This window comes from Thalassospira sp. MCCC 1A02898, assembly GCF_001618185.1.
GTDB lineage: Bacteria > Pseudomonadota > Alphaproteobacteria > Rhodospirillales > Thalassospiraceae > Thalassospira > Thalassospira tepidiphila.
Genome location: NZ_LPXK01000011.1, coordinates 471,916 through 489,750 on the forward strand (window position 1 = coordinate 471,916; position 17,835 = coordinate 489,750).

Annotated in this window: 12 protein-coding genes; 8 read left to right on the forward strand and 4 right to left on the reverse strand. The window is 54.0% G+C overall.

What is annotated here, in order from left to right:
* Positions 1-532: 532 nt before the first annotated feature.
* Positions 533-2,212 (forward strand): energy-dependent translational throttle protein EttA, encoded by a 1,680-nt coding sequence (gene ettA / locus AUQ41_RS13175; RefSeq protein WP_008889560.1) that lies wholly within the window; start codon positions 533-535, stop codon positions 2,210-2,212.
* A 129-nt stretch (positions 2,213-2,341) separates the two neighbouring features.
* Here ettA and AUQ41_RS13180 read toward each other — a convergent pair whose 3' ends face one another.
* On the reverse strand, positions 2,342-2,980 hold the full coding sequence (locus AUQ41_RS13180; RefSeq protein ID WP_063088813.1) for a phospholipid-binding protein MlaC: 639 nt from the start codon (positions 2,978-2,980) through the stop codon (positions 2,342-2,344).
* Between the two features lie 9 nt (positions 2,981-2,989).
* Positions 2,990-3,775 (reverse strand): VacJ family lipoprotein, encoded by a 786-nt coding sequence (locus AUQ41_RS13185; RefSeq protein ID WP_232308390.1) that lies wholly within the window; start codon positions 3,773-3,775, stop codon positions 2,990-2,992.
* 300 nt (positions 3,776-4,075) lie between these two features.
* Here AUQ41_RS13185 and AUQ41_RS13190 point away from each other — a divergent pair, with 300 nt between their 5' ends.
* The 4 genes from AUQ41_RS13190 to metH all read left to right on the forward strand — a co-directional run bounded on the left by AUQ41_RS13190 (position 4,076) and on the right by metH (position 9,844).
* On the forward strand, positions 4,076-5,053 hold the full coding sequence (locus tag AUQ41_RS13190) for a metalloregulator ArsR/SmtB family transcription factor (RefSeq protein ID WP_008889563.1): 978 nt from the start codon (positions 4,076-4,078) through the stop codon (positions 5,051-5,053).
* Between the two features lie 89 nt (positions 5,054-5,142).
* Complete coding sequence (gene metF / locus AUQ41_RS13195; protein ID WP_008889564.1) at positions 5,143-6,036, forward strand: methylenetetrahydrofolate reductase; 894 nt, start codon at positions 5,143-5,145, stop codon at positions 6,034-6,036.
* Between the two features lie 53 nt (positions 6,037-6,089).
* Complete coding sequence (locus tag AUQ41_RS20560) at positions 6,090-7,154, forward strand: homocysteine S-methyltransferase family protein (RefSeq protein ID WP_040822979.1); 1,065 nt, start codon at positions 6,090-6,092, stop codon at positions 7,152-7,154.
* Between the two features lie 38 nt (positions 7,155-7,192).
* Positions 7,193-9,844 (forward strand): methionine synthase, encoded by a 2,652-nt coding sequence (gene metH, locus AUQ41_RS13200; RefSeq protein WP_083952664.1) that lies wholly within the window; start codon positions 7,193-7,195, stop codon positions 9,842-9,844.
* A 76-nt stretch (positions 9,845-9,920) separates the two neighbouring features.
* Here metH and AUQ41_RS13205 read toward each other — a convergent pair whose 3' ends face one another.
* Positions 9,921-11,165 carry a multidrug effflux MFS transporter gene (locus tag AUQ41_RS13205; protein WP_008889567.1) on the reverse strand — a complete coding sequence of 415 codons (1,245 nt, stop codon included), beginning with the start codon at positions 11,163-11,165 and terminating at the stop codon, positions 9,921-9,923.
* A 296-nt stretch (positions 11,166-11,461) separates the two neighbouring features.
* Between AUQ41_RS13205 and AUQ41_RS13210 the strand changes: the two genes are divergently transcribed.
* Positions 11,462-13,255 carry a chloride channel protein gene (locus AUQ41_RS13210; RefSeq protein ID WP_063088815.1) on the forward strand — a complete coding sequence of 598 codons (1,794 nt, stop codon included), beginning with the start codon at positions 11,462-11,464 and terminating at the stop codon, positions 13,253-13,255.
* Between the two features lie 70 nt (positions 13,256-13,325).
* Here the strand turns inward: AUQ41_RS13210 and AUQ41_RS13215 are convergent, their stop codons facing one another.
* The gene (locus AUQ41_RS13215) at positions 13,326-13,913 is read right to left on the reverse strand and encodes a hypothetical protein (RefSeq protein ID WP_063088816.1); all 588 of its coding nucleotides are present in this window, start codon (positions 13,911-13,913) and stop codon (positions 13,326-13,328) included.
* A gap of 314 nt (positions 13,914-14,227) precedes the next feature.
* Between AUQ41_RS13215 and wecB the strand changes: the two genes are divergently transcribed.
* A complete protein-coding gene (gene wecB / locus AUQ41_RS13220; protein ID WP_063088817.1) occupies positions 14,228-15,334 on the forward strand; it encodes a non-hydrolyzing UDP-N-acetylglucosamine 2-epimerase in 1,107 nt (368 codons plus the stop codon).
* A gap of 122 nt (positions 15,335-15,456) precedes the next feature.
* Positions 15,457-17,814, forward strand: a complete 2,358-nt coding sequence (locus AUQ41_RS13225) for an ATP-dependent helicase (RefSeq protein WP_063089027.1) — start codon at positions 15,457-15,459, stop codon at positions 17,812-17,814.
* Positions 17,815-17,835: the final 21 nt, after the last annotated feature.

A 17,835-nucleotide genomic window follows, 5' to 3' on the forward strand; every position in this document is an offset into this window, starting at 1 on the left:
CGGCCGCATGAATGCGTGGCGTTGAATGCATCAAGACACACTCATTGCCTGTAAAGCTCGATACCAGTTTTCGAGAGTCGCCATAAGCTAATCATTAGTCGTATAGAACAGGGTGTTAGAAGGTGTTCTGCCCCAACGTCGAATAAAAATAGTGACAGAATCCGGGCGGTTTTCACTGTGTGCATTGCAGCATTTTAAGGTTGAAAAACATTGCGTCTAAGTGCCTAAAAAGTGACGTTTTTATAACTTAAGGGACCCGTCACGGTCCGACGCAGCTATTTTTTGACTGAAATCGACGCAAATTTCGTTTGCCTAACCCGATTGATGTCGCCGACGCGAGATTGCTTGATGCACCTTGTTTCAGCTCGCCACCTGGCATGTTTTGATAGCATGTGAGCTGTCTGCGGTTTGAAGTTGTTAAGAGCCTGCCTGTCGGTTACAAACGGGCACAGTATTTCAGGCATGCGCATGAGTGTGCCGAAGTGTTTCAGCCCAACAGGGCGGACCCAACGACTTTTGGATGGGGAATTTAATGGCATCCTACCAGTATATTTACGTCATGAAGGACCTGACCAAGATCCTTCCGGGCGGTCGCGAACTTTTCAAGGGCATCACACTGTCCTTCCTGCCAGGCGTAAAAATCGGTGTTCTGGGCAACAACGGCGCAGGTAAATCGACCCTGCTGAAAATCATGGCCGGCATCGAAAAGGATTACGCCGGTGAAGCCTGGCCTGCCGAAGGTGTCAATGTCGGCTATCTTGAACAGGAACCGCAGCTCAATCCGGAGAAAGACGTTCTTGGCAACGTCATGGAAGGGTGCGGTTCGATTGTTGACGATCTTGCACGCTTCAACGAAATCAGCGGCAAATTCGCCGAGCCGATGACCGATGACGAAATGAATGACCTCCTTGCAGAGCAGGGTGAACTTCAGGAACGCATCGATGCGGCCAATGGCTGGGATCTGGAACGCACCCTTGAGATCGCGATGGACGCCCTGCGTTGCCCGCCCAAGGATGCGGATGTAACCAAGCTTTCCGGTGGTGAGCGCCGTCGTGTCGCCCTTTGCCGTCTTTTGCTTGCAAAACCTGACATTCTGCTGCTTGACGAACCGACCAACCACCTTGACGCTGAATCGGTTGCGTGGCTTGAACGCCACCTTGAAGATTATCAGGGTACCGTCATTCTGGTCACCCACGATCGTTACTTCCTTGATAACGTCACGGGCTGGATTCTGGAACTTGACCGCGGTCAAGGCATTCCGTTCGAAGGCAACTATTCCTCCTGGCTTGAGCAGAAGCAAAAGCGTTTGGAACAGGAATCCCGTCAAGAAGGCAGCCGCCAGAAACAGCTTGCCACCGAACTTGAGTGGATCCGTCAGAACCCGAAAGGCCGTCAGGCAAAATCCAAGGCCCGTGTCCGCGCCTATGACGATCTTGTCGCCGAGGCCGCCAAGGCCGTTCCGGACTCAACGAAGATCGTTATTCCGATTGCCGAGCGCCTTGGTAACGAAGTTATCACTGCCGAGGGCCTGACCAAGGCTTATGGTGACAAGCTTCTGTTTGAAAACCTTGATTTCCGTCTGCCGCCGGGTGGTATCGTTGGTGTGATCGGTCCGAACGGTGCGGGTAAAACCACCCTGTTCAAGATGCTGACGGGTGCTGATACCCCAGATGCCGGAACGCTCAAGATCGGTGATACCGTAAAGATGGGCTATGTTGATCAGTCGCGTGACTCGCTTGATCCGAACAAGACCGTCTGGCAGGAAGTTTCCGACGGCCTCGACGAGATCCTTTTGGGCAAGCGTCCGATGTCGTCGCGTGCCTATGTGTCACAGTTCGCCTTCAAGGGCGCAGATCAGCAGAAAAAAGTCGGTCAGTTGTCCGGTGGTGAACGTAACCGTGTTCACCTTGCCAAGATGCTGAAATCCGGCGCAAACGTTCTGCTGCTTGACGAACCGACCAACGATCTTGACGTCGATACCCTGCGTGCACTTGAGGAAGGCCTTCTCGAGTTTGCCGGTTGCGCTGTGGTCATCTCGCACGATCGCTTCTTCCTTGACCGAATTGCGACCCATATTCTGGCCTATGAGGGCAACTCGCATGTCGAGTGGTTCGAAGGGAACTATCAGGAATATGAAGCCGACTACAAACGTCGCTATGGTGAAGAGGCAAGCCGCCCGCACCGTATCAAATACAAGCCGCTGACCCGCTAAGACGGTTTTGCGCTTTGAGATTAAAGGCCACCTTCGGGTGGCCTTTTTGATGCCCGGATGCCAGATGCAAAAAAAGCCACCGTCGCAAGGATGGTGGCTTTTATATTCGGATATTGAGGCGGGCTTCGATCAGAGACCGGTTTTTGCCTTGAGTGCAGCGGTCAGGGCGCCAACGTCGTCATTGTTCTGTTGGATGACCGATGTGAACTCATCGCGTTGGGTGATGCCCATGCTAAGACCTTCGATGGAAACATCAATGATCTTGTAGCTGTCATCAAACATCCGCATCCGCCAAACAATGTTTACCGGTGGGCCGTCCGGACGGACGAACTGCGAATCGACAAAGGTGTCCTTGTTCTTCTGGGTCTCATCACCGACGACAAACTGTTCGCCGTTGAATTCCTTGAACTGGTTTGCGTAGTTGAGAGCCAGATAGTTCTGAAGCAGGACTGAAAACTCCTCGATCTCCGCTTCGGAAATCGAACGCCAGTAACGCCCCAGAACGAAGCGCGAAACGACATCCATTGCAAAATAGCGGTCCATCAAGGACACGAACTTTTTGCGGCGGACATCTTCAGCAAGGCTTTGATCGGTCAGTTCATTCATGGCCTGGTCAGCCATGCTCTGAATGACATTTGCTGCGCTGGTTTCGACAGCGACTTCGGCAACAACGTTTGAAGACAAACCCGTTGCCGACGCCGGACCAGACCAAGCGGCTGCGATGGCGATCATCGCGGCGGTTGATATGGCGATTTTGCTGTTTACCATGACCGGCTCTTACTTGCTTGCCGCTTCGACAGCATCGTCGAAGTCAAAAGATGCACTTTCGTCTTCTACAGCGAATTCTGGTGACGGGCCACCGTTGCGGATCATCTTATTGCGTTGCTGACGATAGAGGCTGCGCAGGGCTGCGTAATAGTCGATAGACGACTTTTGCAGTTCGTTCAGCTGATTGATCGTCGCGTAACGATAATGCAGGGCTGTAAGACCGACCGAGCCAAGATAAAGGGCTTCGGCGGTATCGCTATTCTGTGCGCCCCAAGTCAGCGGGTTGGCAACATAGTCAACACCGATGCCGGCTGTATCACGCAGGTTGGACGGGCCAAGCAGCGGAAGCACAATGTAAGGGCCACCGCCAATGCCGTAATGGGCAAGGGTCTGACCAAAATCTTCGCGACGGTAAGGAATGCCGAAATCAGATGCGACATCATTGAAACCAAGGAAACCAAGCGTCGAGTTCATGATGAAACGCTGGAACGAGGCAGCAGCCTGATCCGGGTCGCCCTGCAGCAACGCGTTGAAAGAGTTCAACGGTTCGTTGATGTTGCGCACGAAGCTCGCGACGGAGGTTTTAACAGGTTCCGGGGCAATGTCGCGGTACCACATTGCAGCAGGATACAGGACCATGAAATCGACCGCACCATTAACACCGTGAACCACGCGGTTCACCGGCTCAAGCGGATCATAATCACTCGTGTCCTGAGCGGGTTCTGTCGATGCGCACGCGGTCAGCAAAGACAGCGATCCTGCGGCACAAAGCGAAAGCAAAGTTCGAAACTTCATTATTTTTAGCCAACCGATGTTCGATACACAGACTTCCCCGACCCGAAACGCTTTTGATGCGGGACACCAAAAAACGTTACCGATCAATCCCCTGCTCGAAGGGCGATCATGTAACGCGCACGCCTCAGATATCCATTTGGTTAGCATAGGGTGAAATTAAACACCAGCATACAAAAAGTTGATCAGGATCAAGCAGTTTTCAGGTGTGGCATTTAGGCAACAAGTTTTCACGCGAAAATAGCGCTTGAACAAATATAAACATATCTTTATATCTTTCTTGTCAACGTGGAGGGCATTGGTATGGAACAGGTTCTGGCAAGATTGCGCGCAGCTGCTGAAGCGACGCGGCTTCGCTTGCTTGCGATCTGTGCCGAGTGCGAATTGACCGTCAGCGAGATCACCCAGATCATCGGTCAGAGCCAGCCGCGCGTCTCCCGACACCTTAAATTATTGTGCGAGGCAGGCCTGCTTGTCCGGTTCCGCGAAGGGACTTGGGTTTTCTATCGCACGCCGCATTCCGGGCCGGGTGCCGACCTTGTGCAGCCTGTGCTGGATCTGCTGCCAAAGGATGACGAAACGCTTGCACTTGATCGTGCCCGTCTGGATCAGGTGAAGGCAGAACGTGAAAAGATCGCGACTGAATATTTCCGCGCCAACGCCGAAGACTGGGATCGGATTCGCTCGCTGCATGTCGACGAGGCAGTTGTTGAAAAAGCATTGCTTGAGGCGGTGGGTGATCTGACCGGTGGCCGGATTCTCGATGTCGGAACAGGTACCGGGCGTATTCTTGAGCTTCTCGGGCGTAACGCCGAAGAGGGCGTTGGCGTTGATATGTCACGCGAAATGTTGGCTGTTGCGCGTGCGCGTCTGCAACGCGCAGACCTGTCCAACTGCCTTGTTCGACAAGCCGACATGTACCAGTTGCCTTATCCCGGCGGCATGTTTGATGTGGTGACCCTGCATCAGGTGCTACATTTCGCTGAAAAGCCCGAGGCGGCACTTGCCGAGGCAGCACGCGTTCTGGCCCCCGGGGGTAAGCTTGTCATTGTCGATTTTGCCCAGCACGAACAGGAAGAACTCCGCGAAGAACATGCGCACCGACGTCTTGGTTTTGATGACGCGTCCATCAATGACTGGTTCCGCGCCAGCGGTCTTGAGCCTGGCAACGTTGTCAGTTTGCCGGGCAAGCCACTGACGGTTCGGATCTGGATGGCTCGCCCGACATCGGCACAAGCAGCGGACAAAGTTCAAAGAAATTCAGAAAAGGCTGCGGAATAACGCGCAGCATGTATTGAAAATAACCAGATAGAAAGACCGACCCAAGGGCTCAGCCTGCGGGAAAGCGAAGACAGGATTGAGATATCGATATGATGACGGTTCCAGAAATCAACGCAGTACGCAAACACCTCAAGGTTTCGTTCGAGTTCTTCCCGCCGAAAACCGAGAAGATGGAAGAAACCATGTGGCGGTCGATCCATCGGCTTGCGCCGCTCAATCCGTCTTTTGTTTCGGTGACCTATGGGGCCGGCGGCACCACACGTGATCGCACCCATGGCAGCGTCACCCGTATTCAGGGTGAAACCGGTATTCCGGCCGCCGCCCATTTGACCTGTGTCGGTCATACCAAGGAAGAGATCGATCAGATCGCGCGCAGCTATTGGAACGAGGGTATCCGTTCCATCGTTGCCCTTCGCGGGGATTTGCCGGATGCGGGCGATAAGTATGAACCGACCCCGGGTGGCTACGCCTATGCGGTTGATCTGGTTGCTGGCCTTAAGGAAATTGCCGATTTTGATATTTCGGTATCAGCCTATCCGGAAACCCATCCGGATGCACCGAGTTCCGATTTCGAGATTGATTATCTCAAACGCAAGATCGATGCCGGCGCCAACCGGGCAATTACCCAGTTCTTCTTTGATAACGAAACCTATCTGCGGTTCCGTGACAAATGTGTGGCTGCGGGCATCGAAGCGCCCATCGTTCCGGGCATTTTGCCGGTGACTAACTTTGCGTCGCTCTTGAAATTTGCCGATATGTGTGGTGCTTCTGTGCCGCAACGTTTGCATTGGCGTTTCGAAGGGCTTGATGAAGATCCCGATACCCGTCGCATGGTCGCATTCCACGAAGCCATTTCGCAGGTGGAAGGTTTGATCAGCGAAGGGGTGACCGACTTCCACTTCTATACGCTTAACCGTGCCGAACTGACATATGCCATCTGCCATGCGCTGGGCATTCGCGGAACCGAACAGGTTGCAGCCTGAAACTGGTTTTGCCCTGTAACCCGGACGCATGAAGAATTGATTGGATGAAAAAGATGAATGATCGCAAGGAACGCATTGCCCTGCTGCGCAAACGGGCCGAGGAAAAGATACTGATCCTTGATGGCGCAATGGGCACGATGATCCAGAAGCACAAGCTGACCGAGGAAGACTATCGCGGTGAACGCTTTGCTGACTGGAAGCAGGACGTCAAAGGTAACAACGACCTTTTGTCACTGACCCAGCCGGACATCATCAAGGACATCCATCTGCAGTACATCGCGGCCGGTGCAGACCTGAACGGGACCAACACCTTTAGTGCGACAACCATTGCCCAGGCCGATTACGGCATGGAAGACTTGGCCTACGAGATCAATTTCGAAAGTGCCAAGATTGCACGCGCTGCCTGTGATGAGTGGGAAGCCGCCCATCCGGGGGATGTGCGCTTTGTAAATGGTGCCATCGGCCCGACCAACCGGACGGCATCGATTTCGCCAGATGTGAACAATCCCGGCTTCCGTGCCATCACCTTTGATCAGCTCAAAGAGGCATATAAGGAAGCCACAACCGGTTTGCTGGATGGCGGGGCGGATACACTGCTGGTGGAAACCATTTTTGATACACTCAATGCCAAGGCTGCGCTTTTTGCCATCGACGAGGTTCTCGACGAACGTGGTGAAGATGTTCCGGTGCTGATTTCCGGCACGATCACCGATGCATCTGGTCGGACGCTTTCGGGGCAGACGACCGAAGCGTTTTATAACTCCGTGCGTCATACCAAGCCGTTCTCGATTGGTCTGAACTGCGCATTGGGTGCCGCACAGCTGCGCCCCTATGTTCAGGAACTGTCGCGCATTGCCGAATGCCGCGTTTCGGTTTACCCCAATGCAGGTCTTCCCAACGAGTTTGGCGAATATGACCAGACCGATGCCGAAATGGCCGAATTGGTCAAGGAATGGGCCGATACCGGCATGGTCAATCTGCTGGGGGGCTGCTGTGGCACGACACCGCCGCACATCAAGGCGATTGCCGATGCGGTGGCAAATGCCAAGCCGCGTGTTGTGCCCAAGTTTGAGCCAAGAATGCGTCTGTCCGGCCTCGAGCCGTTTGATGCTGCGTAAATCTGATATTGATAGCTGAAAAGAGATCGAAAAGACCCATGACCGACATTTCCAGATTTATCAATATTGGCGAGCGGACCAACGTCGCCGGATCGCTGAAATTCAAGAAGCTGATCGTCGAAGAAGATTACGATGCAGCCCTTGAGATCGCCCGTCAGCAGGTCGAAAACGGCGCGCAGATCATCGACATCAACATGGATGATGCGATGCTTGACGCCGAAACGGCGATGGTCAAGTTCATCAACCTGATTGCGGCCGAGCCAGACATTGCCCGTGTGCCGATCATGGTCGACAGTTCCAAATGGAACGTGATCGAAGCCGGTCTGAAATGCCTGCAAGGCAAGGGTATTGTTAACTCGATCAGCCTCAAGGAAGGCGAAGAACCCTTCATCGAACAGGCCAAAAAACTGCGCCGCTATGGCGCGGCAGTTGTCGTCATGGCCTTTGATGAAAAAGGTCAGGCCGATACGGTTGATCGCAAGTTCGAAATCTGCAAGCGCAGCTATAACGTGCTGGTCGATAAGGTTGGCTTCCCGCCCGAAGACATCATTTTCGATCCGAACATCTTTGCCGTCGCGACCGGTATCGAAGAGCACGACAATTATGCTGTCGACTTCATCGAAGCCTGCAAGCTGATCAAAAAACACCTGCCATACGCCAAGATTTCCGGTGGTGTTTCCAACGTTTCGTTCTCGTTCCGGGGCAACAACCCGGTCCGCGAAGCGATGCACTCGGTGTTCCTGTATCACGCCATCAAGGCGGGACTGGATATGGGGATCGTCAATGCCGGTCAGTTGGTTGTGTATGAAGAAATCCCGGCAGAGCTTCGTGAACGCGTCGAAGACGTCATCCTGAACCGTCGTTCGGATGCGACCGACCGTTTGCTTGAAGTTGCCGAAAAATACAAAGGTACTGGCGGGCCCGAGAAAAAGGCCGACCTTGAATGGCGTAAAAAACCGGTCAAAGAACGTCTGGCGCATGCCCTGATCAACGGTATTGCCGAGTTCGTCGAAGAAGACACAGAGGAAGCCCGTCAACAGGCGGACAAGCCGCTGCATGTGATTGAAGGTCCGTTGATGGACGGCATGAACATCGTTGGTGACCTGTTCGGTGACGGCAAGATGTTCCTGCCGCAGGTGGTGAAATCCGCGCGTGTGATGAAAAAGGCGGTGGCTTATCTGATTCCCTTCATCGAAGAGGAAAAAGATGGCAAGCACGAAACCAACGGCAAGATATTGCTCGCGACCGTTAAGGGCGACGTGCATGACATCGGCAAGAACATCGTTGGTGTGGTTCTGCAATGTAACAACTTCGAGGTCATCGACCTTGGGGTGATGGTGCCGACCCAGAAAATCATCGAAACCGCCAAGGCCGAAAAGGTCGACATGATCGGTTTGTCGGGCCTGATTACCCCGTCGCTTGAAGAAATGACCTATGTCGCGGCCGAAATGGAACGCGAAGGGCTGAATATTCCGCTTCTGATTGGCGGCGCGACGACGTCGAAGGTCCATACAGCGGTTAAAATCGCGCCGAACTATCTGAAATCATCGGTGGTTTACGTGATCGACGCATCCCGTGCGGTGGGTGTTGCCAGCAATTTGCTTTCAAAAACCAATGGCGAACGCTTTGCTGAGGAAATTCGCAACGAATATATCGCGATGGCTGAAAAGCATGCAGCACAGCAACTGCAGAAAAAGCGTTTCTCGATTGTCGATGCACGCGCCAACAAGGTTCAGCTTGACTGGGATAATTTCGAGGCACCGGTTCCGCTCAAACCCGGTATCACACTGTTTGAAGATTTCGATCTGGAAGAACTGGTGTCGCGTTTTGACTGGAAGCCGTTCTTCGAGACCTGGGAACTTCATGGGCGTTTCCCCGACATCCTGAAGGATGAAAAGGTCGGCGAAACAGCGCGTAGCCTTTATGCGGACGCGCAGGAAATGCTTAAAAAAATCGTTGCCGAAAAATGGTTCAAGCCCAAGGCGGTTGTCGGTCTTTGGCCAGCCAACTCGGTCGGTGATGATATCGAAGTTACCCCGGCGCCAGAGAAGAATGAGCCGGTGATGCTCCATACCCTGCGTCAGCAGATGTATCGCGAGAACAACAAGCGTCCGAACCGCGCGTTGGCCGACTATATCGCGCCAAAAGACAGCGGCAAGACCGACTATATCGGTGCCTTTGTTGTTACCGCCGGGCCAGAAGTCGAAGAAATCTCTGCCAAGCTTGAAGCAGAGCATGATGATTACAATGCCATTCTGGTCAAGGCCCTGGGCGACCGTTTTGCCGAGGCGTTTGCCGAGCATATGCACGAAAAAGTTCGTAAGGAGCTTTGGGGCTATGCGCCTGACGAGGCGCTTGGCAATGATGATCTGATTGCCGAAAAATATCGCGGTATCCGTCCGGCACCGGGTTATCCGGCCTGCCCGGAACATACTGAGAAAGGCATTCTTTGGGATCTTTTGGATGCAGAGAAGAATGTTGGTGTGTCGCTGACTGAAAGCTATGCCATGACGCCAACCTCGTCGGTGAGCGGTTTTTATTTTGCCAACCCGGAGGCCAAGTATTTCGGCCTTGGTAAAATCGAACGCGATCAGGTGGAAAGCTATGCCGAGCGCAAGGGCATGACCCTGGCCGAGGCAGAACGTTGGTTGGCACCGAACCTGAATTACGATCCGCGTCAGGCGAAATAAACGCCTGTCCGGTCGGAAGGAAAAGCCCCGCAGACTGCACTCTGCGGGGCTTTTTTGTGATCAGGAATGTCGGCGCCTAGTGGGTTGCGTGGCAGAACTTGCCGCGTTCAGTGATGCCAACAATCACAATGCCAATCAGGCCAAGCGCGAAGTAACCGACCAGAAGCGGGATGACAGTGCCATTGAACTGCTGCCCGATAATCCCGCCGGCGATCACGCCGATCAACGTGCTGTAAACACCGGTGATCGAGGAGGCAGTACCGGCAATCGCGCCGACTGGCTCCATCGCAAGCGAGTTGAAGTTCGGCATGGTCAGCGAGAAACAGAACAGGATCGTTGTCAGGCCGATGCCAAAGACGAACAAGGGCGGATGCCCGTCAAACCAGAGCGCAATGAGAACATTGATCAGGCTGCTGGCGGTCAAGAAGAACAGCGCGACATGAGAAATCTTGTGCATGCCGATCTTGCGCACCAGTCGTGCATTGATGAATGAAGAGAAACTCATGCAGGCGGCAATCATGCCAAAGGCCAGCGGGAACCAGACACCAAGCCCGTAAACCTCGGTTTCAAAGATTTGCTGGGCAGATCCGATATAGGCCATCAGGCAGGCAAACATGACGCCCATCGCCGTGGCATAGCCGAATGTCTGACGATTGGTGACGGTGGTTTTGATGTCGCGTGCGATCCGGCGCATCGACAATTTATGCCGATATTCCGGATGCAGGGTTTCAGGCATGCGCAGCAAGTACCAGCACACAATCGCAATCGCGAGGACCAAGGTGCTGACGAAAATCATATGCCAGTTGGCCAGTGCCAAAATCAGGCTGCCTGATGCCGGGGCGAACACAGGCAGAATGATGAACACCATCATGACAAACGACATGACGCGGGCCATTTCGCGGCCTTCGAAGCAATCACGCGTGATCGCCATGGTCAGAACCCGCGGTGCAGCCGCACCAAGACCCTGTACGAAACGTGCGATTAGAAGGTGTTCATAGCTGTCGGCAAAGATCGCCATCACGGTGCCGATGCAATAAATGCCAAGTCCTGCGATCAGGGTGGGGCGGCGACCAAAACTATCGGCAAGCGGGCCATAAACGATCTGCATCAGGCCAAACGCGATCATGAAGACATAAATCAGCATCTGCATGCGGTTGCCGTCTTCGATGCCAAAGTCTTGCGCGATTGGGCCAAAGGCCGGCAGCAGATTGTCAATCGACAGGGCAACAAGCCCGATGGTGATTGCCATCAGACAGATAAATTCAACAAGACCGGGCAGCGGCCGCGCCGCCTGTGTACCCGTTGGTCGGTGGTCATTCATTGTTTTTGGTTCCGTTGAGAACGATTGGTGGCGTTTCTGGCCCTGCTTTCACGCGAGACGGGCAGAATGCTGTATTTCGTATGATTTTGGCAATGACGGTTTTCTGAAACGGGATCGCGGCACTGGGGATGCGCTGAATCCGGGTCACTTGTTGTGGCATATCTATCCGGATCAATCAACGGGCGTCAGGAATGCGAAATTAAACATGGTGGTTCTTGTCTTTACCCTTTATTCGCAGGAAAAGCTGATCCTAAGATCTTACGCACAATCAATTCGCCAACCCCGGTATTGCTGATATGGCTGAAAAGCTTTTGAAATCGAACATCTTTTTGAACCGCATGCGTCGCATCGTCAAAAGCGAGCAACTGGTTCTGTCGATTTTGGCAATGATTGTCGGGGCACTGGCCGGGGGCGGCGCCATCCTGTTTCGAGATGGCTTGTTGCTTGTTCAGTCGTTGTTTTTCGGGACTGGCGAAGAAGCCCTTCATCGGCATCTCAGTGAAATTCCCGTCTGGCAACTCATCCTGGCCCCGGCGGTGGGCGGTCTGATTGTCGGGATTTTCATCTACAAGTTCCTGCCGGAAAGAAGACCGCACGGGGTTGCTGATGTGATCGACGCGGCATCGTTCCATGATGCGCGCATGTCGACCCGCTGCGGGATCAAAAGTGCGATTGCCAGTGCGGTATCGCTTGGCAGTGGGGCATCCCTTGGCCGCGAAGGGCCGGTTGTCCATATGGGCGCATCATTTGGGGCGTGGCTGGCGCGCATTCTTCATTTGCGCCGTTCTGCGTCCCGAACACTTTTGGGCTGTGGCGTGGCATCAGCGGTGGCGGCATCATTCAACGCGCCGCTGGCGGGTGCCCTTTTTGCCCATGAAGTTGCACTGGGTCATTATGCCCTGACAGCTTTTGCGCCGATTGTGCTGGCATCGGTCACCGGTACGGTCATAACGCGCATCTATTACGGCGATGAGGTCGCCTTCCTGATCCCCGGTCATGAAATCCAGTCTTTTTGGGAGTTTCCGGCTTTTGCGCTTTTGGGGATTATTGCTGGTGTGGCGGCGGTTTTGGTCGTGCGTGCGATCCCGGTCGTGCAAAAAACGGCAAATCTGACCAATGCACCGCTCTGGCTGCGTCCGGCGGTTGCCGGGCTGATTGTTGGCCTGATTGCGTTGGTCTTTCCGCAGATTGTCGGTGTCGGCTATGGGGCGATGAATGATGCGCTTAATGAAAGCTACAGCCTGACTTTCCTGATCGGCTTGTTGCTTGCAAAGGGCTTTGCCGTTTCGATCTGCATGGGACTTGGTTTTGCAGGCGGAATGTTCAGCCCAGCACTATTCCTTGGTGCAATGCTGGGCGGGGCATTCGGGATGATCGCAACCAGCGCCTTTCCCGAGCTTTCATCTGGCTATTCGGCCTACACGCTTGTTGGTATGGGGGCTGTTGCCGCGGCCATCCTTGGTGCACCGATTTCAACGACCCTGATCATCTTTGAATTGACCGGTGACTATGCGTTGACGGTTGCGGTGATGGTGGCATCTGTTCTGGCAACAGTGGTGATGGATCAGTTCCAGGGCGGATCGTTTTTCCAGTGGCAATTGAAATGCCGTGGTTTGTCGACGCGCTGGGGTAGGGAGGTCAATTTGTTGCGCACGATCAAGGTGGACGAGATCATGAAGCGCGAATACGAAACCGTCCCCCTGACCGAGGGGTTGACGACTGTCCGTGAAAAGCTGATCAACGCACCCTATTCGGAACTTTTTGTCATTGATGATCAGGGCAAACTGCACGGAACGATCACACTGACCGATTTGCGCCATGCTGCCTTTGATCCCAATCTTGGCGATGAAGTCACGGCCGGCGAGGTCGCACGTTCAAAGCCGCCGGTCCTTTACCGGACAGACAATATCGAAAAGGCCATCAAACTGATGGAGCAAACCGGCGAAGAACACTTGCCAGTTCTTAACAGTGCCGAGGAGCGCCATATCATCGGCTTCGTCCATGAAAAGGATGCGATGATGGCCTATAACAACGCCTTGATGGAACTGCAAAGCGAAGAACGCGGTGATGCACCACCAAAGCTGTTCTAGTCCGATCCGCAATGAAAAAAGAGCAGCGCTATTTTGCGCTGCTCCGTTCAAGGTTTTTAGGCCGATGTAATCAGGCGGCCAATGCAGGTTGCTGTCGTGCTGGCGGACCAGACATGACTTGGGCTGCAACCCGGCTATCAAGACCGGCAACGTTTTCTGGAAGATCCGTTGCAGCCGGTTGAGCTGCATCGTCAATTTCCTGACGTTCTTTGCGGACCTCAATTTCTGCCTTTTCGTTACGTTCCTTGTCTTTTGTCGGTAGATTGAAACTGTCACGAGCGGCAGACTTGAATTCCTCCTCGGCATCCTGCTCTGCAAGTGCAGAATCATCTTTTGCCGGATCGGAATTCGACGAGACCGGGTCATCAGTGGTCTTGATACCGTTTGCGCTGTCATTGGCTTTGACTGCGTCCATGGCCGCAGCAAAGCTTGATGACCCGCTTCCGATATTCTGGAATTCAAGCATGACGGCTTGAACCGCGTCCGAAAGTTGGCTTTTGGAGGAGCCACCCTCAGATCCGATTGCCGCAACGCCTGAAACAGGTGCAGCGCTACCTGCGCTAAAACTTTCGATACTTTCGTGTGCACCTGACCGTTCCGCAGAACTGGCCCGGGTTGATATCGGCAACCCGTTGCCCAATCCAAAAATAGCACTCATTTCGAGATACCTTTCTTCTGGGATGCACAAAGCACAGCTGGCACTCCCAGAAGACCTCCGGGGGCGTCAGACATGCTTACCAACGGAAATCAAAGCAATTTTCAGACCATGGATGCTGAAAGCGCGGGTGAGCAAGTCACATACAGAGACCATGAAATAGGCTGATGATGTTATTTGGTATTTCTGATCCCGCAGCTGTGACGATCTGCGGCAAAAAATACCGATACCAAAGAGGGTTATGGGAAGCCGGACTTATCTATTAGGCTATGTGAAAACGGCCAAGCTTTTCCAGATGCAGGATGTATCGATATAAGATGAAGCTTCATCTCGTTGCCGGTGCCAGACCCAACTTCATGAAGATCGCGCCGCTGTTGCGCGGGTTGGCGAACCATCCTGTAATTCGTCCGTCTTTTGTCCATACGGCCCAGCATCTCGACCGCGCGATGTCTTCGACTATCTGGCGGGAGCTTGGATTGCCGGACCCTGATCATGTCCTGAACTGGGAGCCATTCGAAAATGGCGATCCGAATGTCGGAATGATGCAGGCATATGAGGCACTTTGTCATGAAGACCGGCCCGACATGGTTCTGGTTGTCGGGGATGTGAATTCATCCCGTGCCGCAGCCATCGTTGCAACTGAGATAAACGTGCCCCTTGTTCACCTGGAAGCGGGTCTCAGATGCTTTGATCCCGACATGCCCGAAGAGCAAAACCGTATCGAGATAGATCACAAGGCAGATCTGTTGCTGACGCCGTCGATGGAGGCCGATGCAAATTTACGGGCCGAAGGGATCACGGCCGACCGCATCAAGCGTGTCGGCAATATCATGGCTGATACGCTGGCGATGATGAAAGGAAGGATTGATCAGGAAGAAACCGCTCACAAGCTCAGTCTCTTTAACGGTCGCTATGTCCTTGTAACCCTGCATCGGCAAAGCAATGTCGATGATCTCGGACGGCTCCATCAGATATGCCATGCTTTGATGGCGCTCGCCACCAATGCCGATATTTGTTTTGTCCTTCATCCCCGGACGGAAAAGTGCCTTCGGACATCAAATTTGATGGGGCCGCTGCATACTGACGGTGTTCGCTTGCTGCCGCCGATGGGGTATGTCGGGTTTACCAGTTTGATGCAGGATGCAGGCGTTGTCGTAACAGACTCCGGTGGTGTTCAGGAAGAAACCAGCCTGCTTGGCGTGCCATGCCTGACGCTGCGCAATTCAACCGAACGTCCAATCACCATCACACTGGGAACCAATCAGCTTGTCGAGCTTGATCAGTTGACCCCCGCAGTGATGTCCGCGCTAAGTGTTTCCGACGGTTACAAGCGGACGCCAGCCAAAATCCCGCTGTGGGATGGTATGACGGCGTCGCGTGTTATTCAGGAACTCGAGGCCTTTCTGCCGGGCAGAGCCGGTTGATACAAACGTTCCCGCGAAGGGCTTGGTTGACGCCCGCAATGTGGTGCAGAATGTAAAAATCGTAGGGTCAATATGGAACGAGACTGGCCCCCTTCGCACAGCGTGATATATATGCGGTCATGATGGATGATCCCTTCGAAATTGATGAATTCGCCGCCAGCCCCGAAATGCGTCTGGCCGATACACCGACCCCGGCATATCTCGACAATCTGAATGCCGAGCAGCGCGATGCTGTCGAAACGCTGGATGGGCCGCTGTTGGTGCTTGCAGGTGCCGGAACCGGGAAAACACGTGTTTTGACGACGCGTCTGGCGCATCTTCTGGAAACCAAGGCACAGACCGAACGCCTGCATCCGCAGCAGATCCTTGCGGTGACCTTTACCAACCGTGCGGCAAAGGAAATGCAGGAACGTGTGGCACAGGCGCTTGGTCGTCCGGTTGAAGGTTGGTGGCTGGGAACCTTCCACTCGCTTTCAGCACGCTTGTTGCGCCGTCATGCCGACCTGATCGGGCTAAAGTCAAACTTCACCATCCTTGATAGCGATGATCAGGTGCGCCTGCTTAAGCAGATCATGGATGCCGAACAGATCGATCCGAAAAAATGGCCAGCCAAGCAACTGATGGGGATCATTCAGCGCTGGAAGGACAAGGGCCTGACACCTGAACGGGTCAATGAAAGTGTCGAGTTCGCCAATGGCGGGGCCAAGCACCTTTACAAGATTTATCAGGAACGCCTCAAAGTCCTGAATGCCTGTGACTTCGGCGACTTGTTGCTGCATTGCCTGACCCTGTTCCAGCAGCACCCGGAAATCCTGAAGCAGTATCAGAACACCTTCCGCTATATTCTGGTCGACGAGTATCAGGACACCAACGTTGCCCAATATCTGTGGCTGCGCGCAATGGCGATGGTTCATCGCAATATCTGCTGCGTTGGCGATGATGATCAGGCGATCTATAGCTGGCGCGGGGCCGAGGTTGGCAACATCCTGCGCTTTGAGTCCGATTTTCCCGGTGCCAAGGTGGTTCGTCTTGAACAAAACTATCGTTCCACCCCGCATATTCTGGCCGCTGCATCCAAACTGATCACGTTTAATGATGGCCGTTTGGGCAAGGAGCTGTGGACCGAAATCGATACTGGCGACAAGGTGTTTGTCAAAGGTGTCTGGGACGGTGAAGCAGAGGCCCGCCTGATCGGTGAGGATATCGAAGCCCTGCAGCGCAAGGGCGTTGGCGCATCGCAGATTGCCATTCTGGTGCGTGCCGGTTTCCAGACCCGCGAGTTTGAGGAGCGCCTGATCACGCTGGGCATCCCGTACCGCGTTGTCGGTGGTCCGCGCTTCTATGAACGTCAGGAAATCCGTGATGCGCTGGCCTATATCCGGCTTGTTGCGCAGCCTGATGACAGTCTGGCATTTGAGCGCATCGTCAATGTACCCAAGCGCGGGGTTGGCAAGGCAACGCTTCAGACATTGCATCAATATTCCCGTGATCAGGCGATTTCGTTGCCGGCGGCGGCGCGTGATTTGTTGGATACCGAAGAACTCAAACCCAAGATGCGCCAAAGCATCGGCGGCCTTTTGGGGGATTTCAAACGCTGGCGCGAAATGCTTGGCAACAGCAGCCATGTCGAAGTCGTTGAAACCGTTCTGGATGAAAGCGGCTATACCGATATGTGGCGGACATCAAAGGAAATTGATGCGCCCGGCCGTCTGGAAAACCTGAAAGAACTGGTGTCCGCAATTGGCGAGTTCGAAAACCTGACTAGTTTCCTCGAACATGTTTCACTGGTGATGGAAAACGCGCAGAACGATCATGAGGAAAAAGTCACCATCATGACCCTGCATGCGGCCAAGGGACTTGAGTTCGATTATGTCTTCCTGCCCGGTTGGGAAGAGGGCGTCTTCCCGCATCAACGCGCAATGGATGAAAGCGGGGTCAAGGGCCTAGAGGAAGAGCGCCGTCTGGCCTATGTCGGGATCACCCGGGCGCGCAAACGTGCGACCATCTGTTATGCGGCCAATCGGCGCATCTATAATCAGTGGCAATCAGCCCTGCCATCGCGCTTTGTTGATGAGTTGCCAGACGAACATATCGAACGCAGCAGCGATACCGGTCTTGGCGGGCATGGCGGCAATCATTCGCCAGGTGCCTGGGGTGCCGATGACTGGATGAAAATGCCAAGCTGGGCGAGTGATAGCAGTGCGCCATCACGCAATCCGGTATCAGGTGCCGGGGAGCGTAAATTCGCCTCAAGCGGATGGCAGGATCGCGTGCGCAAGAACGTGATTGATGTGAAGCCCGACGGTGAAACCAGTTATTCCACCAGTTCCAACTCATCGAAATACAAGGTGGGCGATACGGTGCGCCATCGTAAGTTCGGGTCGGGAACCGTCCGTGCGGTCGATGGCAACAAGCTGGAAATCCATTTCGAAAGTGTCGGCACCAAGAAAGTGGTCGACAGCTTCATCCTGCCGGGGTAAGCCCCGGGCAACATTTTCGGA